This is a genomic window from Hymenobacter cellulosilyticus, assembly GCF_022919215.1.
GTDB lineage: Bacteria > Bacteroidota > Bacteroidia > Cytophagales > Hymenobacteraceae > Hymenobacter > Hymenobacter cellulosilyticus.
This window is the reverse complement of record NZ_CP095046.1, coordinates 831,534-849,215: the sequence shown is the minus strand read 5'-3', so window position 1 is coordinate 849,215 and position 17,682 is coordinate 831,534. Positions and strand designations below refer to the sequence as shown.

The window sequence follows — 17,682 nt, the reverse complement described above, 5'->3', positions numbered from 1 at the left end:
TTGTGCAGGATGCCACCAAGAGCGGAGCTTCGGCCGCGGAAATCGGGCCGGCTGCCAGCCTGCGCGCCTACTACGGCGACAAGCTACTGGGTCGCCTCGGCGACCTGAGCGGCTTTACGGAAGTGGTGGTAAAGGCCCGGGCTAGCCAGCCAATAGGCGTGCAGGTGGTGCTAGCCAACCAAGATGCCGCCGCTTTTGCCGCCCCGGTGCCTCTTACCACCGAGCTGCGCGAGGTGCGGGTTCCGCTGAGCGCCCTGCAGCCTGGCGCCCTGCTGCTTAGTCCGCGGCCGTATCCGGGCTTCCTGCCGCTGCGCTTCCAGAGTGGGGGAAGGGCCCGCTGCGGCTGGCCGATACCGAGGTACTGCAGGTGCTCGTCGACGCGGCTTCGCCCTCGGCAGCAGCTCCGGTACAGGTTGATATCGAAGCCGTTTACCTCCAATAAGCTCTTGCCTGTCACTGGCGGCTATGGTCACGGAATTCACTATCTGAACAGCTAAGATCATGAAAAACAGACTTGTACTCTTTCTGCTAATTCTGCTGCTGTACGCTGGCTTCGGCGCGGCGGTACGGGCCCAAAATCCGGCCTTTGCCAAAGGGGCCGATGTAGGCTGGCTGACCGAAATGGAAGCCGCGGGCCGCCAGTTCTACAACTCGGCCGGCACGCCCCAGGATTTGCTGCAGATTCTGGACGACTACGATATGAATACCATCCGGCTGCGGGTGTGGGTAAACCCTGCGGGCGGCTGGAACGGCAAAAACGACGTGGTAGCCAAAGCCATCCGGGCCCGCAACCGGGGCTTCCGGCTGCTGATTGACTTTCACTACAGCGACAGTTGGGCCGACCCGGGCCAGCAGGCCAAGCCCGCCGCCTGGCGCAACCTGGGCTTTGCCGACCTGAAAACGGCCCTCTACAACCATACTTATGACGTGCTGGACTCCCTCAAGGACAACGGCATCGTGCCGGAGTGGGTGCAGGTAGGCAACGAAACCAACGACGGAATGCTGTGGCCCGATGGCCGGCGCACTACCAACCCGCAGAATTTTGCCGCTCTGATTGACCAGGGCTACGCGGCCGTGAAAGCCGTGAATCCGACTTCTAAAGTCATTGTGCACATTTCCAACGGATTCAATAGCAGCTTATTCCGCAGCGTATTCGACGGGCTTACCACGCATGGGGCCCGCTACGACGTCATCGGCATGTCGCTCTACCCAACCACCACCGACTGGCCCCTGCTGACGGCCCAGTGCCAGGCCAACATGAACGACCTGGTGACGCGCTACCCCGGCAAGGAAGTTATGCTGGTAGAAACCGGCATGCCAGCTGATGCCCCCATTCCAGCCCGGCAAATGCTGCTGGATTTGATGAGCAAGGTGCGGGCCGTGCCCGGCAACAAGGGCCTGGGCGTGCTGTACTGGGAGCCCCAGGCCTACAACTGGCAGGGCTACAGTCTGAGCGCCTGGAGCAACACCGGCCGGCCCACCGCGGCTATGGATGCTTTCCGCGACACGCCGCCTTCCGACGGGCTGGTGTATAACCCCAGTTTCGAATACACGGCCGTGACCCAGACGCCGGTGGGCTGGAGTACCGCGGGCCCCAACGCCACCGCTAATTTTACCCAGAGCTACGGCCGCACCAGCCCCTTGCAGCTCGTGCACTATCAGGCTACGGCCTACCAGGTGCGCACCTACCAGCTGCTGACGGCGGTACCCAACGGCACGTACACGCTGCGCGCCTGGGTGCAGAGCAGCGGCGGCCAGAAGCTGTGCCAGCTCTACGCTTCGGGTTTCGGGGGCGCTGAGCGCACGGCGGCCATTGTCGGCACCAGCGGCACCTGGCAGCAGCTGCAGGTGCCTGGGGTAGTGGTAACCAACGGGCAGTGCGAAATCGGGCTGCGCTCCGACGCCAATGCCAACGACTTCTGCTCCCTCGACGACGTGGAGTTTGTGCCCAACGCCGTGACCGCCGTAGGTCAAACTGCCGCTGCCAACGGCCTCGACGCGCGGATTTTCCCCAACCCCGTAAGCCAGCAGTGCACGATTAGCTACACGCTGGCCCAACCCGAAACCGTGCAGCTGGACCTCTACAGCCTCACCGGCCAGCACCTGCGCACGCTGCAGCCCGCCCGGCGCATGGCATCTGGTACCCATCGGCAAGCGGTGGAGCTGGGCAGCGCGGTGGCGTCGGGCGTATATCTGCTCAGCATCTCCCACGGCGGCCAGCACACCGTCCAGCGCCTCATCAAATACTAGCTGACGCAATGCTGTTTGCCTGGTTCCCCGCCGCGGGCTCTTCTCCAACTTAAGCTTATATCAGACGCTGAACCTCGGCTGCAAAATCACCTGGCCTAACCCATGCAGGCCGGTATAGTGCTTGCCAGTTCGCGTCCAATCCCCAACTCATGCGCTTTTTTCCTTCCTTTCTGTCCCTGCCGGGCCTGGCCCTGCTGCTCACCCTGACCAACCCGGCCGCGGCCCAGTCGCGGCAGGATATTCTGCTGACTTCCAACTGGAAATTCACCAAGGGCGACGTGGCCAACGCGGCCCAGCCCGGCTTTAAAGACGACAAGTGGCAAACCGTGAGCGTGCCCCACGACTGGGCCATCTACGGTCCGTTTAGCAGCACCAACGACTTGCAGCAAGTCAAAATTGAGCAGAACAACGAGAAGCAGGCCACTACCAAGGCCGGCCGCACCGGCGGGCTGCCCTTTATCGGCACGGGCTGGTACCGGCGACGGTTGGCGGTGCCGGGCTTCGGACCGGGCAAGCGCGCCGAGCTGGTTTTCGACGGAGCCATGAGCAATGCCCACGTGTTTGTGAACGGCAAGGAAGTAGGCTACTGGCCCTACGGCTACAACTCGTTTCACTTCGACATTACCTCGTTTCTCAATCCCAGCGGCGACAATACCCTGGCCGTGCGCCTGGAAAACCAGCCGGAAGCCTCGCGCTGGTACCCCGGGGCCGGGCTGTACCGCAACGTGCATCTGCTGGTCACCGACGAGGTACATATTCCGGTGTGGGGCACTTACATCACGACGCCCGACATCACCGCCGACTTTGCTAAAGTGAAGCTGCGCACCGAAGTGGCCGGGGGCTCGGTAACCCAGAATCTGCGCCTCGACACCGAAATCCGGGACGCGGCGGGCACGGTAGTAGCTACGCTGAGCACCGCCTTGGCTGCTACCGACGGGCAGCAGTTTGAGCAAAACCTGGTGGTGCCCCAGCCCCGGCTTTGGTCGCCGGAAACGCCGGTGCTCTACACGGCTTCCTCGAAGCTGTACGCCGGCTCGGCGCTGAAAGACGAGTACCAGACCCGCTTCGGCATCCGCTCCTTTACCTTCGAGGCCAACAAGGGCTTCTCCCTGAACGGGCAGCTGCGCCGCTTCCGGGGCGTGTGCAACCACCACGACCTGGGCCCGCTGGGTGCCGCCATCAACACGGCGGCCCTGCGCCGGCAGCTGACCTTGCTCAAAGACCTGGGCGCCGACGCCATCCGGACGACGCACAACATGCCGGCGCCCGAGCTGGTGAGTTTGGCCGACGAAATGGGCTTTATGCTGATTGTCGAGTCGTTTGACGAGTGGAAAAAGCCCAAGGTCAAGAACGGCTACAGCCAGTATTTCGACGAGTGGTCGGAGCGCGACGTGGTAAACATGGTGCACCGGGACCGGAATCATCCGTCGGTGATTATGTGGAGCATCGGCAACGAGGTGCCCGACCAGTGGGCCCCCGGCGGCACCAAGATTGCCAAGCGCCTGCAGGACATTGTGCACCGCGAAGACCCGACCCGGCCCGTCACGGCCGGCATGGACCAGTTCGACGCGGTAGTCAACAACGGCTTTGCGGCCTTGCTCGACGTGCCGGGCTTCAACTACAAGCCCCACCGCTACCCCGAAGCTTACACCAAGCTGCCTCAAGCTTTGATGCTGGGCTCCGAAACGGCTTCTACGGTCAGCTCCCGCGGGGTGTACAAGTTTCCGGTGGTCGTGGCCAAGGACAAGAAATACCCCGATAACCAGTCGTCGTCCTACGACCTGGAAGCCTGCAACTGGTCCCAGACGCCGGACGAGGAATTTGTGCAGCAGGATGCGCTGAACTACCTGATGGGCGAATTCGTCTGGACCGGCTTCGATTACCTCGGCGAGCCGACTCCGTATGATGAGTCCTGGCCTTCGCACAGCTCCTACTTCGGCATTATGGACCTGGCCGGCTTGCCCAAAGACCGGTTTTACCTGTACCGCTCCCGCTGGAATCCCACCGCGCCCACGCTCCACCTGCTGCCCCACTGGACCTGGCCCGGCCGCGAAGGCCAGACTACGCCGGTGTTCTGCTACACGAACTACCCTTCGGCCGAGCTGTTCGTGAACGGCGTGAGCCAGGGCCGGCAAACCAAGGGCCCGTCCGACAAGCCCCAAACCCGCTACCGCCTGATGTGGAGCGACGTGAAATACGCACCCGGCAGTCTGAAAGTGGTGGCCTACGACGCCCAGGGCAAAGCCGTGGGTGAGGAAGAAGTGCGCACCGCCGGCAAGCCCCACCACATCAAGCTGGTCACGGACCGCAGCAGCCTGGTCGCCGACGGGCAGGATTTGGCCTACGTGACGGTGCGGGTGGAAGACGCCCAGGGCAACCTTTGCCCCGAAGCCGCCAACGAAGTGCAGTTCAAGGTCAGCGGCGCGGGCAAGTTCCGGGCCGCGGCCAACGGCAATGCCGCCAGCCTGGAGCTGTTTCACGAGCCCCACATGAAGGCGTTTCAGGGCCAGCTGGTAGCCGTAGTGCAAGCCTCCGACAAAGCCGGCAACGTGCAGCTGCAAGCCACCGGCAAAGGGCTGAAAAGCGCGGCCGTGACCATTCAGACCGGCAGCGCGAAGTAGTCTGTAGCACAAGCTTTTCCGGAAACTTGAATAACCTAAGAAAGGCCGTTGGGAAACTCCCGGCGGCCTTTCTTAGGTTATAACAATACGCCCGGCGGCCTGCTGCTGTAGTTGCCGGGGCCCGGCGCATCGTTGATTTGTGCGGTAGATACGCGGGTTTGTGTCTTACTTGGCGTGCGTGCCGTAGGTAGTTTTGTAGTGTTATCTGACTTCAGCCTCCGCGTTATGAAACCCATAGATTCGTCCACCCTGGCCTTGCTCGATTTGCGCTGCCCGCGCTGCCACCAGGGCCAGCTGTTTTCCTATCCGGCCTACAAGCTGACCAAGTACGCCGTGATGCCCGAGCGGTGCCCGGTGTGCAGCGTGGCCTACGAGCCCGAGCCCGGCTTCTACTGGGGCGCCATGTTCGTGAGCTACGCCTTTTCGGTTGCCTGGTTTGCCATCGGCGGGGTAGCGGCGTACTACCTCTTCAACAACCCCTCGGTGTGGGTATACATGCTGCTGGTCACGGTGCTGGTGCTCCTGACGGCCCCGGCCACGCTGCGCTACTCCCGGGCCATTATGCTGTACTTGTTTGGCGGCATCAAGTACGACCCGAGTTATCAACGGCTCGAACCAGATTCTTCCCAACGAAACCGGGCCAACGCCCCCGCTGCTTTGTAACCGTAGCCCCGCTGTCAGAAATTCTGGCGGCGGGGCTTTTTCTTGTTATCGGCCGGCTACCTTGCCTGCTTTCCGGCCCAGCCCCACCAGTATGGATGATTTTCTTGCTGCCCGCTCCCAAATGGCCCTGTCGCTGGGCTTTCACATCATCTTTTCCTGCATCGGCATGGTCATGCCGTTTTTTATGGCTGTGGCCCACTACTACTGGCTCCGGACCCAGGACGTGACTTACAAAAACGTGACCCGGGCCTGGAGCAAAGGCGTAGCTATTTTCTTCGCCACCGGCGCCGTGTCGGGCACGGTGCTGTCGTTTGAGCTAGGCTTGCTCTGGCCCAAGTTCATGGAGCACGCCGGACCTATTTTCGGGATGCCGTTTTCCCTGGAAGGCACGGCTTTCTTTATCGAGGCCATTGCCCTGGGCTTTTTCCTGTACGGCTGGGACCGGTTCAACCCCTGGTTTCACTGGTTTACGGGCGTCGTGGTGGGCGTGAGTGGGCTGGCCTCGGGCATCTTGGTGGTGGCCGCCAACGCCTGGATGAACAGCCCCGCCGGCTTCGACTACGTGAACGGCCAATACCTCAATATTGACCCCATTGCGGCCATGTTCAACGACGCCTGGCTTTCCCAGGCCCTGCACATGACCCTGGCCGCCTTTGCCGCCACCGGGTTTGCCGTGGCCGGCGTGCACGCCCTGATGCTGCGCCGGGGCCGCAACCTGGCCTTTCACACCCGCGCCTTCCGCATTGCCGCCGCCTTCGGGGCCGTGGCCGCCCTGCTTCAGCCCCTGAGCGGCGACTTTTCGGCCAAGGACGTGGCCCGCCGCCAGCCCGCCAAGCTGGCGGCTATGGAAGCTCACTTTCACACCGAAAAGTCGGCCTCCCTGGTGCTGGGCGGTTTGCCTAACGAGGATAAGCAGCGCGTAGACTACGCCCTTAAGATTCCCGGGATGCTGAGCTTTCTGGCCCACGGCAACTTCGAGCAGGAAGTCACCGGCCTCGACCGGATTGCTCCGGAAAACCGGCCGCCGGTAGTTGTGCCCCACATTGCGTTTCAACTCATGGTGGGCCTGGGCACGCTGATGATGGGCATAGCGGCGGTGTACTTCCTGGCTTTGTGGCGCAAAAAGCAGTGGCTCACGAGCCGCTGGCTTTTGGGCTTGTTTGTGGCCGCCACGCCCGCCGGCTTCATTGCCGTGGAAGCGGGCTGGACGGTAACCGAAGTTGGCCGGCAGCCCTGGATTATCAACGGGGTGATGCGCACGGCCGACGCCGTAACGCCCATGCCGGGCATTGCCTACTCGTTTTACCTGTTTACGGCCGTGTATCTGTCCTTGAGCCTGGTCGTTATCTTCCTGCTCTACCGCCAGATCCGGATGGTACCCGAGCTGTATGACGTGCCCGCCGGTACCCCCGAACCCGAACCCGCCCACGCCTAGCTGCTGCCTGTATGGACTACGTCGTTATCACCTTTCTCTACCTGGCCATTCTGCTTTACCTGCTGCTAGGCGGCGCCGACTTTGGCGCGGGCATCATCGAGCTGTTCACGTCCCGAAAAAACCGCCGCGTAACCCACGAAACGCTCTACCAGGCCATTGGGCCCATCTGGGAAGCCAACCACATGTGGCTCATCATTGCCATTGTGATTCTGTTCGTGGGCTTTCCGCGCGTCTACAGCGTGATGTCGGTAAGCCTGCACATTCCGCTGCTGCTCTTGCTGCTGGGTATTATTGCCCGGGGCACGGCCTTCGTCTTCCGCCACTACGACGCGGTGCACGACCGGATGCAGGGCATTTACGCCACCATTTTCGTGTATTCCAGCCTGGTCACCCCGCTCTTCATCGGCATTCTGGCCGGCAGCGCCCTGGCCGGCTACGTGGACCCCGCCGCCCCCGATTTTCTCTCGGCTTACGTCTGGAGCTGGATGCACTGGTTTGGAGTGGCCGTGGGCGTGTTCACCGTAGCCCTGTGCGGCTACCTGGCCTCGGTGTATACCATAGGAGAAGCCACTACCGAAGCCGACCGGCAACGCTTTATCCGCAAAACCCGCCTACTCACGATTATGGCCTTTGCCGCCGGGGCCCTGGTATTCGTGGCTGCTTATTACGAAGGCTTGCCGCTGCTAACCTGGATTTTCGGTAACCCAGTGGGCATAGCGGCTATTGGGCTGGCTACCATTTCGCTGGGGTTGCTGTGGTACGTGCTGGGCCGGGACAGCCGCACCTGGCTGCCCCGGGTGCTGGCCGGCTTTCAGGTCACGATGATTCTGCTGGCCGTCGGGTACGCCCACTTCCCCGACTTCATCCGCCTGCGCAACGGGGAGCACCTGTCGTTGTTTGAGCAGTTGGCCCCGGCCAAAACCATTGCGGCCCTGGGCTGGGCCCTGCTGCTGGGTAGCCTGTTTATTCTGCCTGCCCTGGGCTACTTGTACTACAGCTTCCAGCATGTGTCGAGGCCGCAGAGCGCGGCACCCGAAGCCGCGCCGGTGCCGTAGGCCGAACTTTCGCGGCGACGTGGCTCCGCAAACACTCCGTGCGTAGCTTGCGGCCCAGCAGGTTTCGGGCCGGGAAAAGGCCGGGACTTGCTTCCCGCATGAAAGCTCCCAACCTGCCCGTTCTGGCCCTCGACGCGTTTCCGCACGCCGGCAACAATCATTGGTACTACATTCAGCAGCTGGAAACCCATGTGCAGCAGTTTCCGCACGTGAGTGAGCCTCACGCCCACAACTTCTACCTGCTGCTCTACATCACCCACGGACAGGGCACCCATACCATTGACCTGGTTACCCACGATATCCGGCCCGGCGGCCTTTTCTTTCTGGCCCGGGACAGGTGCACGCCTGGGCGCTGTCGGCCGAGGCCCGAGGCTTTATTCTGTTTTTTACCGCCGAATTCTACCTGCAGCACTACCCGGCCAGCCGCCTGGCCGAATATCCGTTTTTCGCGCCCGGACAGGCGCCGGTGGTGTACCTGGAACCCGCCGAAACGCAGATTATACCCCTGTTTGAGCGGATTTACGGGGAAGAGCAGGCCGCTGCCTCCCACCGCGACGAAGTGGTGGGTGCCTACGTGTACCTGATTCTGGAACTGGCCGCCCGGGCGTATCCACCGCAGGAACCGGCCCAGCTGCCCGCCTACGGTCTGCAGCAGGTGCGCGAGTTCGGACAGCTGCTCGACGAGCATTTCCGGCAGGAAAAATCGGTGCGCTACTACGCCGACCAGCTGGCCCTGACGGCTAACCACCTCAACGCCATCTGCCGCCGGGTGCTCAACAAAACCGCCAGTGACCTGATTCACGAGCGGGTGGTGGCCGAGGCCAAGCGCCAGCTTACCCACTCGGCCCAGTCGGTGGCGCAGGTAGCTGACGCCGTGGGCTTTGAGGATGCCTCCTACTTTGCCCGCTACTTCAAAAAGTACGTGGGCCAGACGCCGGAGGCTTTCCGGCAGGGTGGCAGGTAGGTTGTTTAATAGCCAACTCGCAGCTCATACAAATAGCAGGATTGTGAGGCCATATCTTTGTTATGATAAAAAAAGAAGTGGAGTATATCTTTTCGGAGTGAATTAGATAAATTCCGAATAGGTGGGCGTGAGAAAAAAATTGAATGATGGAAAAAGATTTTTGGGAGCAAATATTGGGCGAAAAATACGTCGTTAGAGATGTAGTCGATGCAAAAGAGAATATTTACATTTTCTTTGTTTCAAAAGAATATCACGAAAGTGGTGGCAATGATCAATTTTTATTGATTGGATCAGGGCCTTTGTGTTATAATAAAAGCACAAGAACTCATAAGATATTAGGCGTGGTAGACTATATAGAGAATCATTCGCACATAGATGAGATACAGAAATATTTCAAAGAAGAGCCTGTGCCAAGTTTGGATGAAATTATTAGGTCTGTCAAAGCAAGGCAGCATCTTAATTTTGATGAACTAGAATATGTGATGAATCACCTGGGAATTGATTATGAGTTTGTGGAAATACGGTCTAATGATCTTATTCATGAATATTTCAATTCGTCTAAGTCGGAGTATATTCTTTTGTTCAGAAAATTTCTAGACGAAGCTGGACTAGCTTACGAAGTTGTTAACAATAATAGTCTTGTGTTTAAAAATAATTAGATCTAGCCTTCGGTATTTAACTTTTGCTGCATACGAAAGTAGGGCGCCGAGGTGTCGATTTTAACAAAATGGATAGTACTCAGTAAACCTTTGTTCGTGTTGTGGAAGATAAAAGTAATGTGCCTAATCATAACTTTAAAATAGTGTCAAAGCAATGGTAATTAAATAAAATAGAATGTTCTAGAATAACGGATTGCTAAATAATACGGGCTTGTTTTAAATATATCAGCTAGATTTTTCATTAAAAATCAACCGTAGCAAGGAAATGTCTTGAACTCACTTGGGCGGGAATTCCGTTGTCCTTGCTTTATCTTTACCTTCTATACCTGCCCGTACTGCATGCCCACTACCCTTCACCGCCCGGCTATTCTAGAGCAATTACGTACCGAAACCCGGCCGTACCACGATGCGCTGGAACAGAATAAGTTCAACCAGATGCTGCAGCAAGGTACGGTTACTGAGGCCGTTACCCGGCGGTTTCTGGCCAAGCTCTACGGCTTCCTGGTGCCTTACGAAGCCCGCCTGCGCCAGCTGGAGCTGGGCCCCGAGTGGCAGGTAGAGCAGCGGCTGCGGGCCCACCTCATCCCCCAGGACCTAGGTGTGGCCGCGGCCGAGTTGCCGCTGTGCCTGGCTATGCCCGAGCTTGGCACCCGAGCTCAACTGTTGGGCGCTATGTACGTATTGGAAGGCTCCACGCTCGGCGGGCAGGTATTAGCCCGCCAGCTGGCCAAGGCCGGAATAGAAAGCCGGACGTATTTTATGGGTAATGGTGACCAGACCGGCCCGCTATGGAAAAGTTTCTGCCAGCTGCTGGCTGAGGCCGCTACCGAAGATAATCAAGCGCAAATCGTGGCTTCGGCTGCCTCAACGTTTCAAACCCTGCACGCGTGGATCGAGAAACTGTAATCTACAGCGACGAGAGTCTGCTTAACTCCCCATTACGCTGACCAACTGCGACCGGGAGCCTATTCACATTCCTGGCTCGGTGCAGCCCTACGGCTTTCTGCTGTGCCTGTTGCCCGAAACCCGGCAGGTGGTGCACGCCAGCGAAAACACGCTGGCCCTCATTGGCGTGGCCGCCGAAGACCTCGTGGGCCGGGGCCTCGACCAAGTGCTGGGCGCCGCTACCATTGCCGAAATCGAGAAGCTGCTGCCTACGCTTACCGAAACGACCCGGCTGCTGGGTGCCCGCCTAGAGCAAGTAGCCGGGCAGCCGTTCTACAAAATCATCCTGCACTGCTACGACCAGTTGCTATGGCTGGAATTTGAGCCGGTGGAGGAAACGGCAGCCACGGGCGTCGACTTGTCTTCCCTCAACCAGAGTCTGGGCCAGATGATGGGGGCCTCCTCGGTGCTGGAGTTCTGCCAGTTGGCTGTGGAGCAGGTCCGCGAAATCACGGGCTTCGACCGGGTGTTGATGTACAAGTTTGCCGAAGACGCCAGCGGCGAAGTAGTGGCCGAAGCCAAGCGCGACGACCTGGAGCCCTTTATGGGCCTGCACTACCCCGCCACCGATATTCCGCAGCAGGCCCGGGCCCTGTACCTCAAAAACTGGCTGCGCTTTATTCCCAACGTGAATTACGAGCCGGCCAAGCTCGTGCCCGTGCTGCATCCGCAGGCCAACCGCCCGCCCGACATGACCTACGCCGTGCTGCGCAGCGTGTCGCCGATTCACCTGGAATACATGCGCAACATGGGCGTGGCCGCTACCATGACCATTTCCATCATTCAGGAAGGCGTGCTCTGGGGCCTCATTACCTGCCACCACATGGTGCCCCGCCTGGTGAGCTACGAGCTGCGCGAGCTGTGCCTGTTCCTGGGCAAAACCTTCTCGGCCCTGCTCAAAACCAAGCAGCAGCAGGACGAGCAGGCCTACCGCCTGCACATCCGCGACACCCAGGTGCGCCTGTTTGAGCTGGTCGGCCGGCACAGCAATTTCGTGGAAGGCCTCTACCAGCGCATGCCCACCATCCGCGACGCCTTTAGCTGCGGCGGGGCGGCCATCTGCTTCGAGGGCGACATTATCATGCTTGGCACTACGCCCAGCCAGGAGCAGATCAAAGAGCTAACCGAGTGGCTGAAGGCCAACGTGACGGACGACGTGTTCTACACCGATTCCTACGTGAAGCACAACCCGGAGGGCCTGGCCATTCGTGGGGTAGCCAGCGGCTTTATTGCCATTTCGCTGGCCCAGGAAGCCGGCGATTATATCATCTGGTTCCGCCCCGAGCAGATTCAGACCGTAACCTGGGCGGGTAAGGCGCAGAAAGCGGAAGTGCTGCAGGACGGGCAGCTCAAACTCTCGCCCCGGCAGTCGTTTGAGGCCTGGGCCCAAACGGTAGTCAATACCTCGGCTCCGTGGCAGCCCCTGGAAGTGGAGGCTGCCCAGGAAATTCGGCTGCACCTCTCGGATGTACGTCTGAAAGTGTTCAACGAGCTGCAAACCCGCGCTGCCAGTCTGGTGCGCCTCAATTCGCAGCTGGAGCGCAGCAACGACGAGCTGGATTCCTTTGCCTACGTGGCCTCCCACGACCTGAAAGAGCCCCTGCGCGGCATTCACAACTACTCCATCTTTCTGCTCGAAGATTACGCCGATAAGCTTGATGCTGAAGGCGTTGGTCGGCTCGAAACCCTGGTGCGCCTCAGCCAGCGCATGGAGTCTTTGATTGAGTCCTTGCTCCAGCTTTCCCGCGTGGGCCGCCAGGAAATGACCATCGAAGAGACCAACGTGCAGGAACTGGTGGAGGAAGTAGTTGACCTGCTGCACCCACGCTTCGAGCAAACCAGCACCCACGTCACCATCGTCGATGCGCTGCCCACCTTCCGCTGCGACCGAATCCGGGTACGGGAAGTGTTCAATAACCTGCTCACCAACGCGATGCGCTACAGCAACAATGCTGAGAAGCAGATTCGCGTGGGTTTGGCTCCCGAAGGTATTCTGGGACCGAAAGGAACAGGACGAAGGGAGGATTTTTATGTGTTTTATGTTCAGGACAACGGTATCGGTATCGATCCGAAGCATCATGAAGCCATCTTCAAGATTTTCAAGCGTTTGCACCCCCAGGAAAAGTACGGTGGGGGTACGGGCGCGGGCCTTGCAATAGCCCGGAAAATGGTGGAGAAGCAGGACGGTGAGCTCTGGGTCGACTCGGTGCTGGGCAATGGCGCCACATTCTATTTTTCCATCTCAAAGCACCTGTAAGTGATAGCCTCAACTCACAAGCCCATCTTGGTGGTGGAAGACAGCGTGGAAGACTTCACGGCTCTGGGCCGGGCCTTTCGCAAGCATGCCCTGCCCAACCAGCTGTTGCGCTGCGAAGACGGCGACCAGGCGCTGGAGTACCTGCAGGGCTATGGCAAGCACGCCGACTGGCCGCCCCAGCTGCCCGTGTTTGTGCTGCTGGACCTGAACCTGCCCGGCACAGACGGACGCACCGTGCTCGAAACCTTGAAGCGCGACCCTCGTTTGCAGTCAATTCCAGTGATTATCTTCAGCACCTCCACCAACAGTCGGGATATCGAAGATTGCTACCGGCTGGGGGCCAACAGCTACCTGACCAAACCCATTGAGTACGCGGCCCTGGAAGAAAAAACCCGACTATTGGTGCGCTACTGGCTCAATACCTCAGAATTACCCTCGACCAATTAGGTTATTGCTCGCGTGAAAAAAATCTTACTCGTTGACGACAACGAGCATGACCGGATGTTGTATAAGCGCTATCTGGGCAAGCAGATAGGGCATGAGCGGTTGGAAATAGTTGAGGCTACCTCGGGCGAGGAAGGCATTGCCCTGTTTCGGCGGGAACGGCCCGACTGTGTTCTGCTCGACCATAACCTGCTCGACACCGACGGCCTGACTCTGCTGCAGGATCTGAAGCAGTTTACCCCGGTCGATACCCTGTGCGTGGTCATGATTACGGGCGGCGGTAGCGAGGAGCTGGCCGTGCGCGCCCTCAATACCGGCGCCCTGGATTACCTGGTCAAGCAGCGCTTCGATCAGGAGCTGCTGTGCAAAACGGTGATGCACGCCATTGAGAAAAACGAGTGGCGCCAGTATGTGGCCCGCTACCACGGGCAACTGCAAACCGTGAATCAGCAGCTGCGCGAGTCGTTGGAGGAGCTTACCGAAGCCCGGCAGCAGGTGCAGCTTACAAACGCCCGGCTGCTGGCGGCCAATCAGGAAGTGGAGGCCCGCAACAAAGAGTTGGCCCGTACCAACCGCGACCTGGACAACTTTGTGTACGCCGCTTCCCACGACCTGAAGCAGCCCATCAACAACCTGCGGGGCCTGTTTGACGAGCTACGCCGCTCCGCCACCTTCGACGACCCCGAGGAAGCCGAAGTGCTGCGCCTGGTCGACGACTCCCTGCGCGACCTGACTACCACCGTTACTGATTTGTCGGCCGTGGTGCAGGTAGACCGCGCCCCGGGCGAGCAGGACACCGAGCCCGTGGCCCTGGCCGACCTCACCGCCGACGTGCTCCAAACCCTGCGCCCCCAGCTGCTCGACGCCCAGGGCACCGTGCGCACCGAATTTGAAGTTCTGCCCGAGGTAGTAGCTGTGCGCACTAGCTTACGGACCGTGCTCCTGAACCTATTGGCCAACGCAGTAAAGTACCGCCACCCGGAGCGCCCCCCGCAGATTTGGGTGCGCAGCCGTCTGGTAGAAGGCCAGGCCGTAGTGGAAGTGCAGGACAACGGCCTGGGCATCGACCTGGAGCGGGACGGCGCGGAGCTGTTTCACCTGTTTCGGCGCTTCCACCCCGAGGCCGGGGAAGGCACCGGCGTAGGCTTGTTCCTGGTAAACCGCTTGGTGCAGGCCCAGGGAGGTCATATAGCCGTAGAAAGTGAGCTGGGCGTGGGTACCACGTTCCGCATCTTTCTGAATCAACCGGCTTAGGGCGAAAAATGGCACCAGTCAGGGCTGCAGGTAGCGGCTGAGCTGCGAAATAGAGCTGATACCCAGCTCCCGGGCCTGCTGCTTCCGCATCAGCAGTGCATAGGTGTTGTTGAAGCCCAGCGGGGCCAGCCACTCCAGGCCGTAGCGCCGCCGAAACTCCTGCTGAACGTAGCGAAACACCGCCGGCGGCTGGCCCCCAAGCGAGTCAAGCACGGCGGGGGAGGGCTGCAGCAGCACCAGTAAGCCCGTGCCGGTGTACTCCGGGTACATGTCGATGGCGCCGGTACGCAGGGCTTCGAAGCAGATAGTGGTGCCGCCGAGCCCGGTTTTGGTTTCCACGGCTAGCTCCGTGTTGCCCCGAATAAGGGCCGCGTACATTTCCAGCAGAATATACTGTTCGGCAAAAATCTTGGAGCCCAGCCGCACTACCGGGGCCCCGGCCGGCAACGTGCGGGGCTCCCGCCACAACCCCCGCCGCCGCAGAAACGCTTGGGCTACAGCCCGCGGCTCCTGGTGCAGGTAGTCCACGCGGTAATTGAGGTTAGTCATTACCGAGTCCGAAATCTGCCCGGCCAGCTGGGCCAGTACGGCGCCAAGCTCCGGATGCTGCCGCAGCATGGCCGGCCGAATCACCGGGGCAGCATAGTAGGGCGGAAACACGCGCCTATCGTCCTGCAGCACCTGCAAGTGGTAAGCCCGGATGCGGCCATCGGTCGAGTAGCCGTCAATCAGGTCGACATCGTGGTGGCGGGCGGCTTCATACACCAGGGCCGGAGCCAGCACCACGCTGGGCAGGCGGCGCAGCCGGTAGGCGCTCTGCAAACCCGGCAGTCCGTCGGCCCGGCCCACAAACTCGGGACTGAAGCCCGCCAACAGCTTGCCCGCCGCCCGAGGCAGCAGATACAGGGCACCCAACAGCGGTAGCAAAACCAGCAGTACGGCGCCCACGCGCACCAGTCGCCGGGTGCTCAGCCGCTGCAAGCCCGCCAGGGCGGCATCAAAAGCCAGTGCCAACGCCGCGGCCGGCAGGGCCCCAGCCAGAATCATGACCGGGTTATTCAGCGCAATGCCGCCGAAGATAAACTCGCCCAGACCACCGGCCGCCACGTAGGCCGCCAGCGTAGCTACGCCCACGTTGATAACCGTGGCAGTACGAATACCGGCAAACAGCACCGGCAAGGCCAGCGGCAATTCCACCCGGCGCAGCACCTGTGCGTCGGTCAGGCCCAGGCCGCGGGCTGCTTCCACCGCCGCCGGACTCACGCCCTGAATACCGGTCAGCGTATTGCGGATGATGGGCAGCAAGGAGTACAGAAACAGCGCAAAAATGGCGGGCCGGGGCCCGATGCCCAGCAGTGGAATCAGGAAGCCGAGCAACGCAATGCTGGGCACGGTTTGCAGGGCTCCGGCCACTCCCAGCACGGCCGGGGCCCAGCGTGGCCGGCGGGTGAGCAGCAACCCCAGCGGCACGCCCAGCACCACGGCCAGCAGCAGGGAAGCCGCCGTCAGGCCAATGTGCTGCAGGGTTTGCTCGCCCAGCTTGCCGGCCTGGGTGTGCCAGAAAGAAAGCAGCTCGGTTAGCGTTTCCATGCGGTTTCGGTGTGTTGGAGGGCCTGTCCGAAAGCTGCCATCAGCTGGGCCAAGCTGAAAGGGTAGGAGCTTGGCTGGCCTGCAGTTAAGTGTTCCAGAGCTTCGTGCACGGTGGTTTCGGCCGCAGCCTGTGGTAGGCTTACGGCGGGTTCCAGATAGGGCTGCACGTCGGCCAGGGTAAACACGCGCAGCTGCAGAGCCAGGCGTTCAGCCGCAAAAAACTGGCGCACGAAGTCATTGGCGGGTTGTAGCAGCAGCTCGCGGGGTGTGCCCAGCTGCTGCACCTGGCCCTGATTGAGTAGTAGTATCCGGTCGGCCAGTTCAAAGGCTTCGGTTACGTCGTGGGTCACGAGCACCACGGTTTTATGGCGCAGCTCCTCCAGCTCCCGAAACTCCCGCCGGATGCTGGCCCGGGTGATGGGGTCGAGGGCCCCGAAAGGCTCATCCAGCAGAATAATGGGCGGGTCGGCGGCCAGGGCCCGGGCCAGGCCCACGCGCTGCTGCTGCCCGCCCGAAAGCTGGTGCGGATACTGCCGGGCGTAGCGTTCGGGCGGCAGGTGCAGGCGGGTCAGCAAGGCGTCAGTGCGTTGTTCTACCGCCGCTGCCGCTTGGCCCAGCAGCCGAGGCACCACCGCAATATTCTCAGCTACGGTATAATGCGGCAGCAAGCCGACCTGCTGAATGACGTAGCCCAGGCCCCGCCGTAGCTCGGCCGCGGGCTGGGTGCGCACGTCGCGCCCGTTGATTTCGATATGGCCTGCATCGGGCTCTACCAGGCGGTTAAGCATCTTGAGCAGGGTTGTCTTGCCGCAGCCGCTGGGCCCGAGCAGAACCAGGGTTTCGCCGGCGGCCAGCTCAAACGACACGTTCTGCACCACGGCGTGGGGCCCGTACTGCTTATACACCTGAGTTACGCGAATAGTAGGGGCAAGAGCAGATGACATGCGGAAGGGCGTAATCGGGAAAAACAGGCGGAAGTCGAGGCTACAACCGTCAAGGTATACTTTTGTGCTATGAACCCGACCCTGACTACCGCGCCGGCTGCGGCCAGCGACATTCCCGCCCTGGTTTCCTTTGTCAATAGCGTGTACCGCGGCGAAAACTCCAAGCAAGGCTGGACCACCGAGGCCCACCTGCTCGACGGCCCGCGTATCGATGCCGAATCCTTGGCGGAAATGCTGGTAGCCGAGGGTGCTACCCTGCTCATGAGCCGCAACGAGGTCGGGGAGCTGGTCGGCTCGGTATACCTGCAGAAACAAGCCGATGTCATGTACCTGGGCATGCTCTCAGTGGATGCCACGCGGCAAGGTGGGGGCATTGGCAAATTTCTGCTCGGAGCCGCCGACGACTACGCCCGCCGCCAGAAGTGTAGCCGTATGAAAATCACGGTAATAGCGGTGCGCCACGAGCTGCTGGCCTGGTATGAGCGGCACGGCTACCACCGCACCGGCGCCACCGTGCCCTTTCCCGACAATCCCCGGTTCGGCATTCCCCGGCAGCCGCTGGAGCTTCTGGTTCTGGAAAAAGAGCTGTAGAATAGGTTGG

15 protein-coding genes and 1 pseudogene are annotated in these 17,682 nt (G+C 60.6%); 14 read left to right on the top strand and 2 right to left on the bottom strand.

The annotated features are described in order from the left end of the window. Positions 1-2 precede the first annotated feature (2 nt). From MUN79_RS04130 to MUN79_RS04075, 13 genes and pseudogenes are all read left to right on the top strand, one after another. A complete protein-coding gene (locus MUN79_RS04130) occupies positions 3-497 on the top strand; it encodes a hypothetical protein (RefSeq protein ID WP_244676524.1) in 495 nt (164 codons plus the stop codon). A 4-nt stretch (positions 498-501) separates the two neighbouring features. Next, on the top strand, positions 502-2,250 hold the full coding sequence (locus tag MUN79_RS04125) for a glycosyl hydrolase 53 family protein (RefSeq protein ID WP_244676523.1): 1,749 nt from the start codon (positions 502-504) through the stop codon (positions 2,248-2,250). Between the two features lie 149 nt (positions 2,251-2,399). Further along, a complete protein-coding gene (gene galB / locus MUN79_RS04120; protein WP_244676522.1) occupies positions 2,400-4,871 on the top strand; it encodes a beta-galactosidase GalB in 2,472 nt (823 codons plus the stop codon). 225 nt (positions 4,872-5,096) lie between these two features. After that, a complete protein-coding gene (locus tag MUN79_RS04115; RefSeq protein WP_244676521.1) occupies positions 5,097-5,534 on the top strand; it encodes a DUF983 domain-containing protein in 438 nt (145 codons plus the stop codon). Between the two features lie 91 nt (positions 5,535-5,625). Continuing rightward, the gene (locus MUN79_RS04110) at positions 5,626-6,969 is read left to right on the top strand and encodes a cytochrome ubiquinol oxidase subunit I (protein WP_244676520.1); all 1,344 of its coding nucleotides are present in this window, start codon (positions 5,626-5,628) and stop codon (positions 6,967-6,969) included. A gap of 11 nt (positions 6,970-6,980) precedes the next feature. Further along, a complete protein-coding gene (locus tag MUN79_RS04105; RefSeq protein ID WP_244676519.1) occupies positions 6,981-8,024 on the top strand; it encodes a cytochrome d ubiquinol oxidase subunit II in 1,044 nt (347 codons plus the stop codon). 98 nt (positions 8,025-8,122) lie between these two features. After that, a pseudogene (locus MUN79_RS31690) lies at positions 8,123-8,344 on the top strand (AraC family ligand binding domain-containing protein); the annotation flags it as partial. 17 nt (positions 8,345-8,361) lie between these two features. Beyond that, entirely contained in the window at positions 8,362-8,988 is a 627-nt protein-coding gene (locus tag MUN79_RS04100) for an AraC family transcriptional regulator (protein WP_244676518.1), read from the top strand. Positions 8,989-9,131: 143 nt separating this feature from the next. Beyond that, positions 9,132-9,647 carry a hypothetical protein gene (locus MUN79_RS04095; protein WP_244676517.1) on the top strand — a complete coding sequence of 172 codons (516 nt, stop codon included), beginning with the start codon at positions 9,132-9,134 and terminating at the stop codon, positions 9,645-9,647. Positions 9,648-9,986: 339 nt separating this feature from the next. After that, positions 9,987-10,553 carry a biliverdin-producing heme oxygenase gene (locus MUN79_RS04090; RefSeq protein ID WP_244676516.1) on the top strand — a complete coding sequence of 189 codons (567 nt, stop codon included), beginning with the start codon at positions 9,987-9,989 and terminating at the stop codon, positions 10,551-10,553. A gap of 31 nt (positions 10,554-10,584) precedes the next feature. Next, a complete protein-coding gene (locus tag MUN79_RS04085) occupies positions 10,585-12,849 on the top strand; it encodes an ATP-binding protein (protein WP_311136748.1) in 2,265 nt (754 codons plus the stop codon). Continuing rightward, entirely contained in the window at positions 12,850-13,296 is a 447-nt protein-coding gene (locus MUN79_RS04080) for a response regulator (protein ID WP_244676514.1), read from the top strand. Between the two features lie 12 nt (positions 13,297-13,308). After that, the gene (locus MUN79_RS04075) at positions 13,309-14,547 is read left to right on the top strand and encodes a sensor histidine kinase (RefSeq protein ID WP_244676513.1); all 1,239 of its coding nucleotides are present in this window, start codon (positions 13,309-13,311) and stop codon (positions 14,545-14,547) included. An 18-nt stretch (positions 14,548-14,565) separates the two neighbouring features. Here MUN79_RS04075 and MUN79_RS04070 read toward each other — a convergent pair whose 3' ends face one another. After that, positions 14,566-16,137 (bottom strand): ABC transporter permease/substrate-binding protein, encoded by a 1,572-nt coding sequence (locus MUN79_RS04070; RefSeq protein ID WP_244676512.1) that lies wholly within the window; start codon positions 16,135-16,137, stop codon positions 14,566-14,568. Beyond that, positions 16,125-17,081 carry an ABC transporter ATP-binding protein gene (locus tag MUN79_RS04065; protein ID WP_311136651.1) on the bottom strand — a complete coding sequence of 319 codons (957 nt, stop codon included), beginning with the start codon at positions 17,079-17,081 and terminating at the stop codon, positions 16,125-16,127. The genes MUN79_RS04070 and MUN79_RS04065 overlap by 13 nt, the downstream gene beginning before the upstream one ends. Positions 17,082-17,150: 69 nt before the next feature. Between MUN79_RS04065 and MUN79_RS04060 the strand changes: the two genes are divergently transcribed. Continuing rightward, on the top strand, positions 17,151-17,672 hold the full coding sequence (locus MUN79_RS04060; protein ID WP_244676511.1) for a GNAT family N-acetyltransferase: 522 nt from the start codon (positions 17,151-17,153) through the stop codon (positions 17,670-17,672). Positions 17,673-17,682 lie beyond the last annotated feature (10 nt).

Coding starts and splice junctions, on each gene's coding strand:
- MUN79_RS04060 (WP_244676511.1), top strand. CDS start 17,151: ATGAACCCGACCCTGACTACCGCGCCGGCTGCGGCCAGCGACATTCCC.
- MUN79_RS04115 (WP_244676521.1), top strand. CDS start 5,097: ATGAAACCCATAGATTCGTCCACCCTGGCCTTGCTCGATTTGCGCTGC.
- MUN79_RS04065 (WP_311136651.1), bottom strand. CDS start 17,081: ATGTCATCTGCTCTTGCCCCTACTATTCGCGTAACTCAGGTGTATAAG.
- MUN79_RS04105 (WP_244676519.1), top strand. CDS start 6,981: ATGGACTACGTCGTTATCACCTTTCTCTACCTGGCCATTCTGCTTTAC.
- MUN79_RS04090 (WP_244676516.1), top strand. CDS start 9,987: ATGCCCACTACCCTTCACCGCCCGGCTATTCTAGAGCAATTACGTACC.
- MUN79_RS04095 (WP_244676517.1), top strand. CDS start 9,132: ATGATGGAAAAAGATTTTTGGGAGCAAATATTGGGCGAAAAATACGTC.
- galB (WP_244676522.1), top strand. CDS start 2,400: ATGCGCTTTTTTCCTTCCTTTCTGTCCCTGCCGGGCCTGGCCCTGCTG.
- MUN79_RS04125 (WP_244676523.1), top strand. CDS start 502: ATGAAAAACAGACTTGTACTCTTTCTGCTAATTCTGCTGCTGTACGCT.
- MUN79_RS04070 (WP_244676512.1), bottom strand. CDS start 16,137: ATGGAAACGCTAACCGAGCTGCTTTCTTTCTGGCACACCCAGGCCGGC.
- MUN79_RS04110 (WP_244676520.1), top strand. CDS start 5,626: ATGGATGATTTTCTTGCTGCCCGCTCCCAAATGGCCCTGTCGCTGGGC.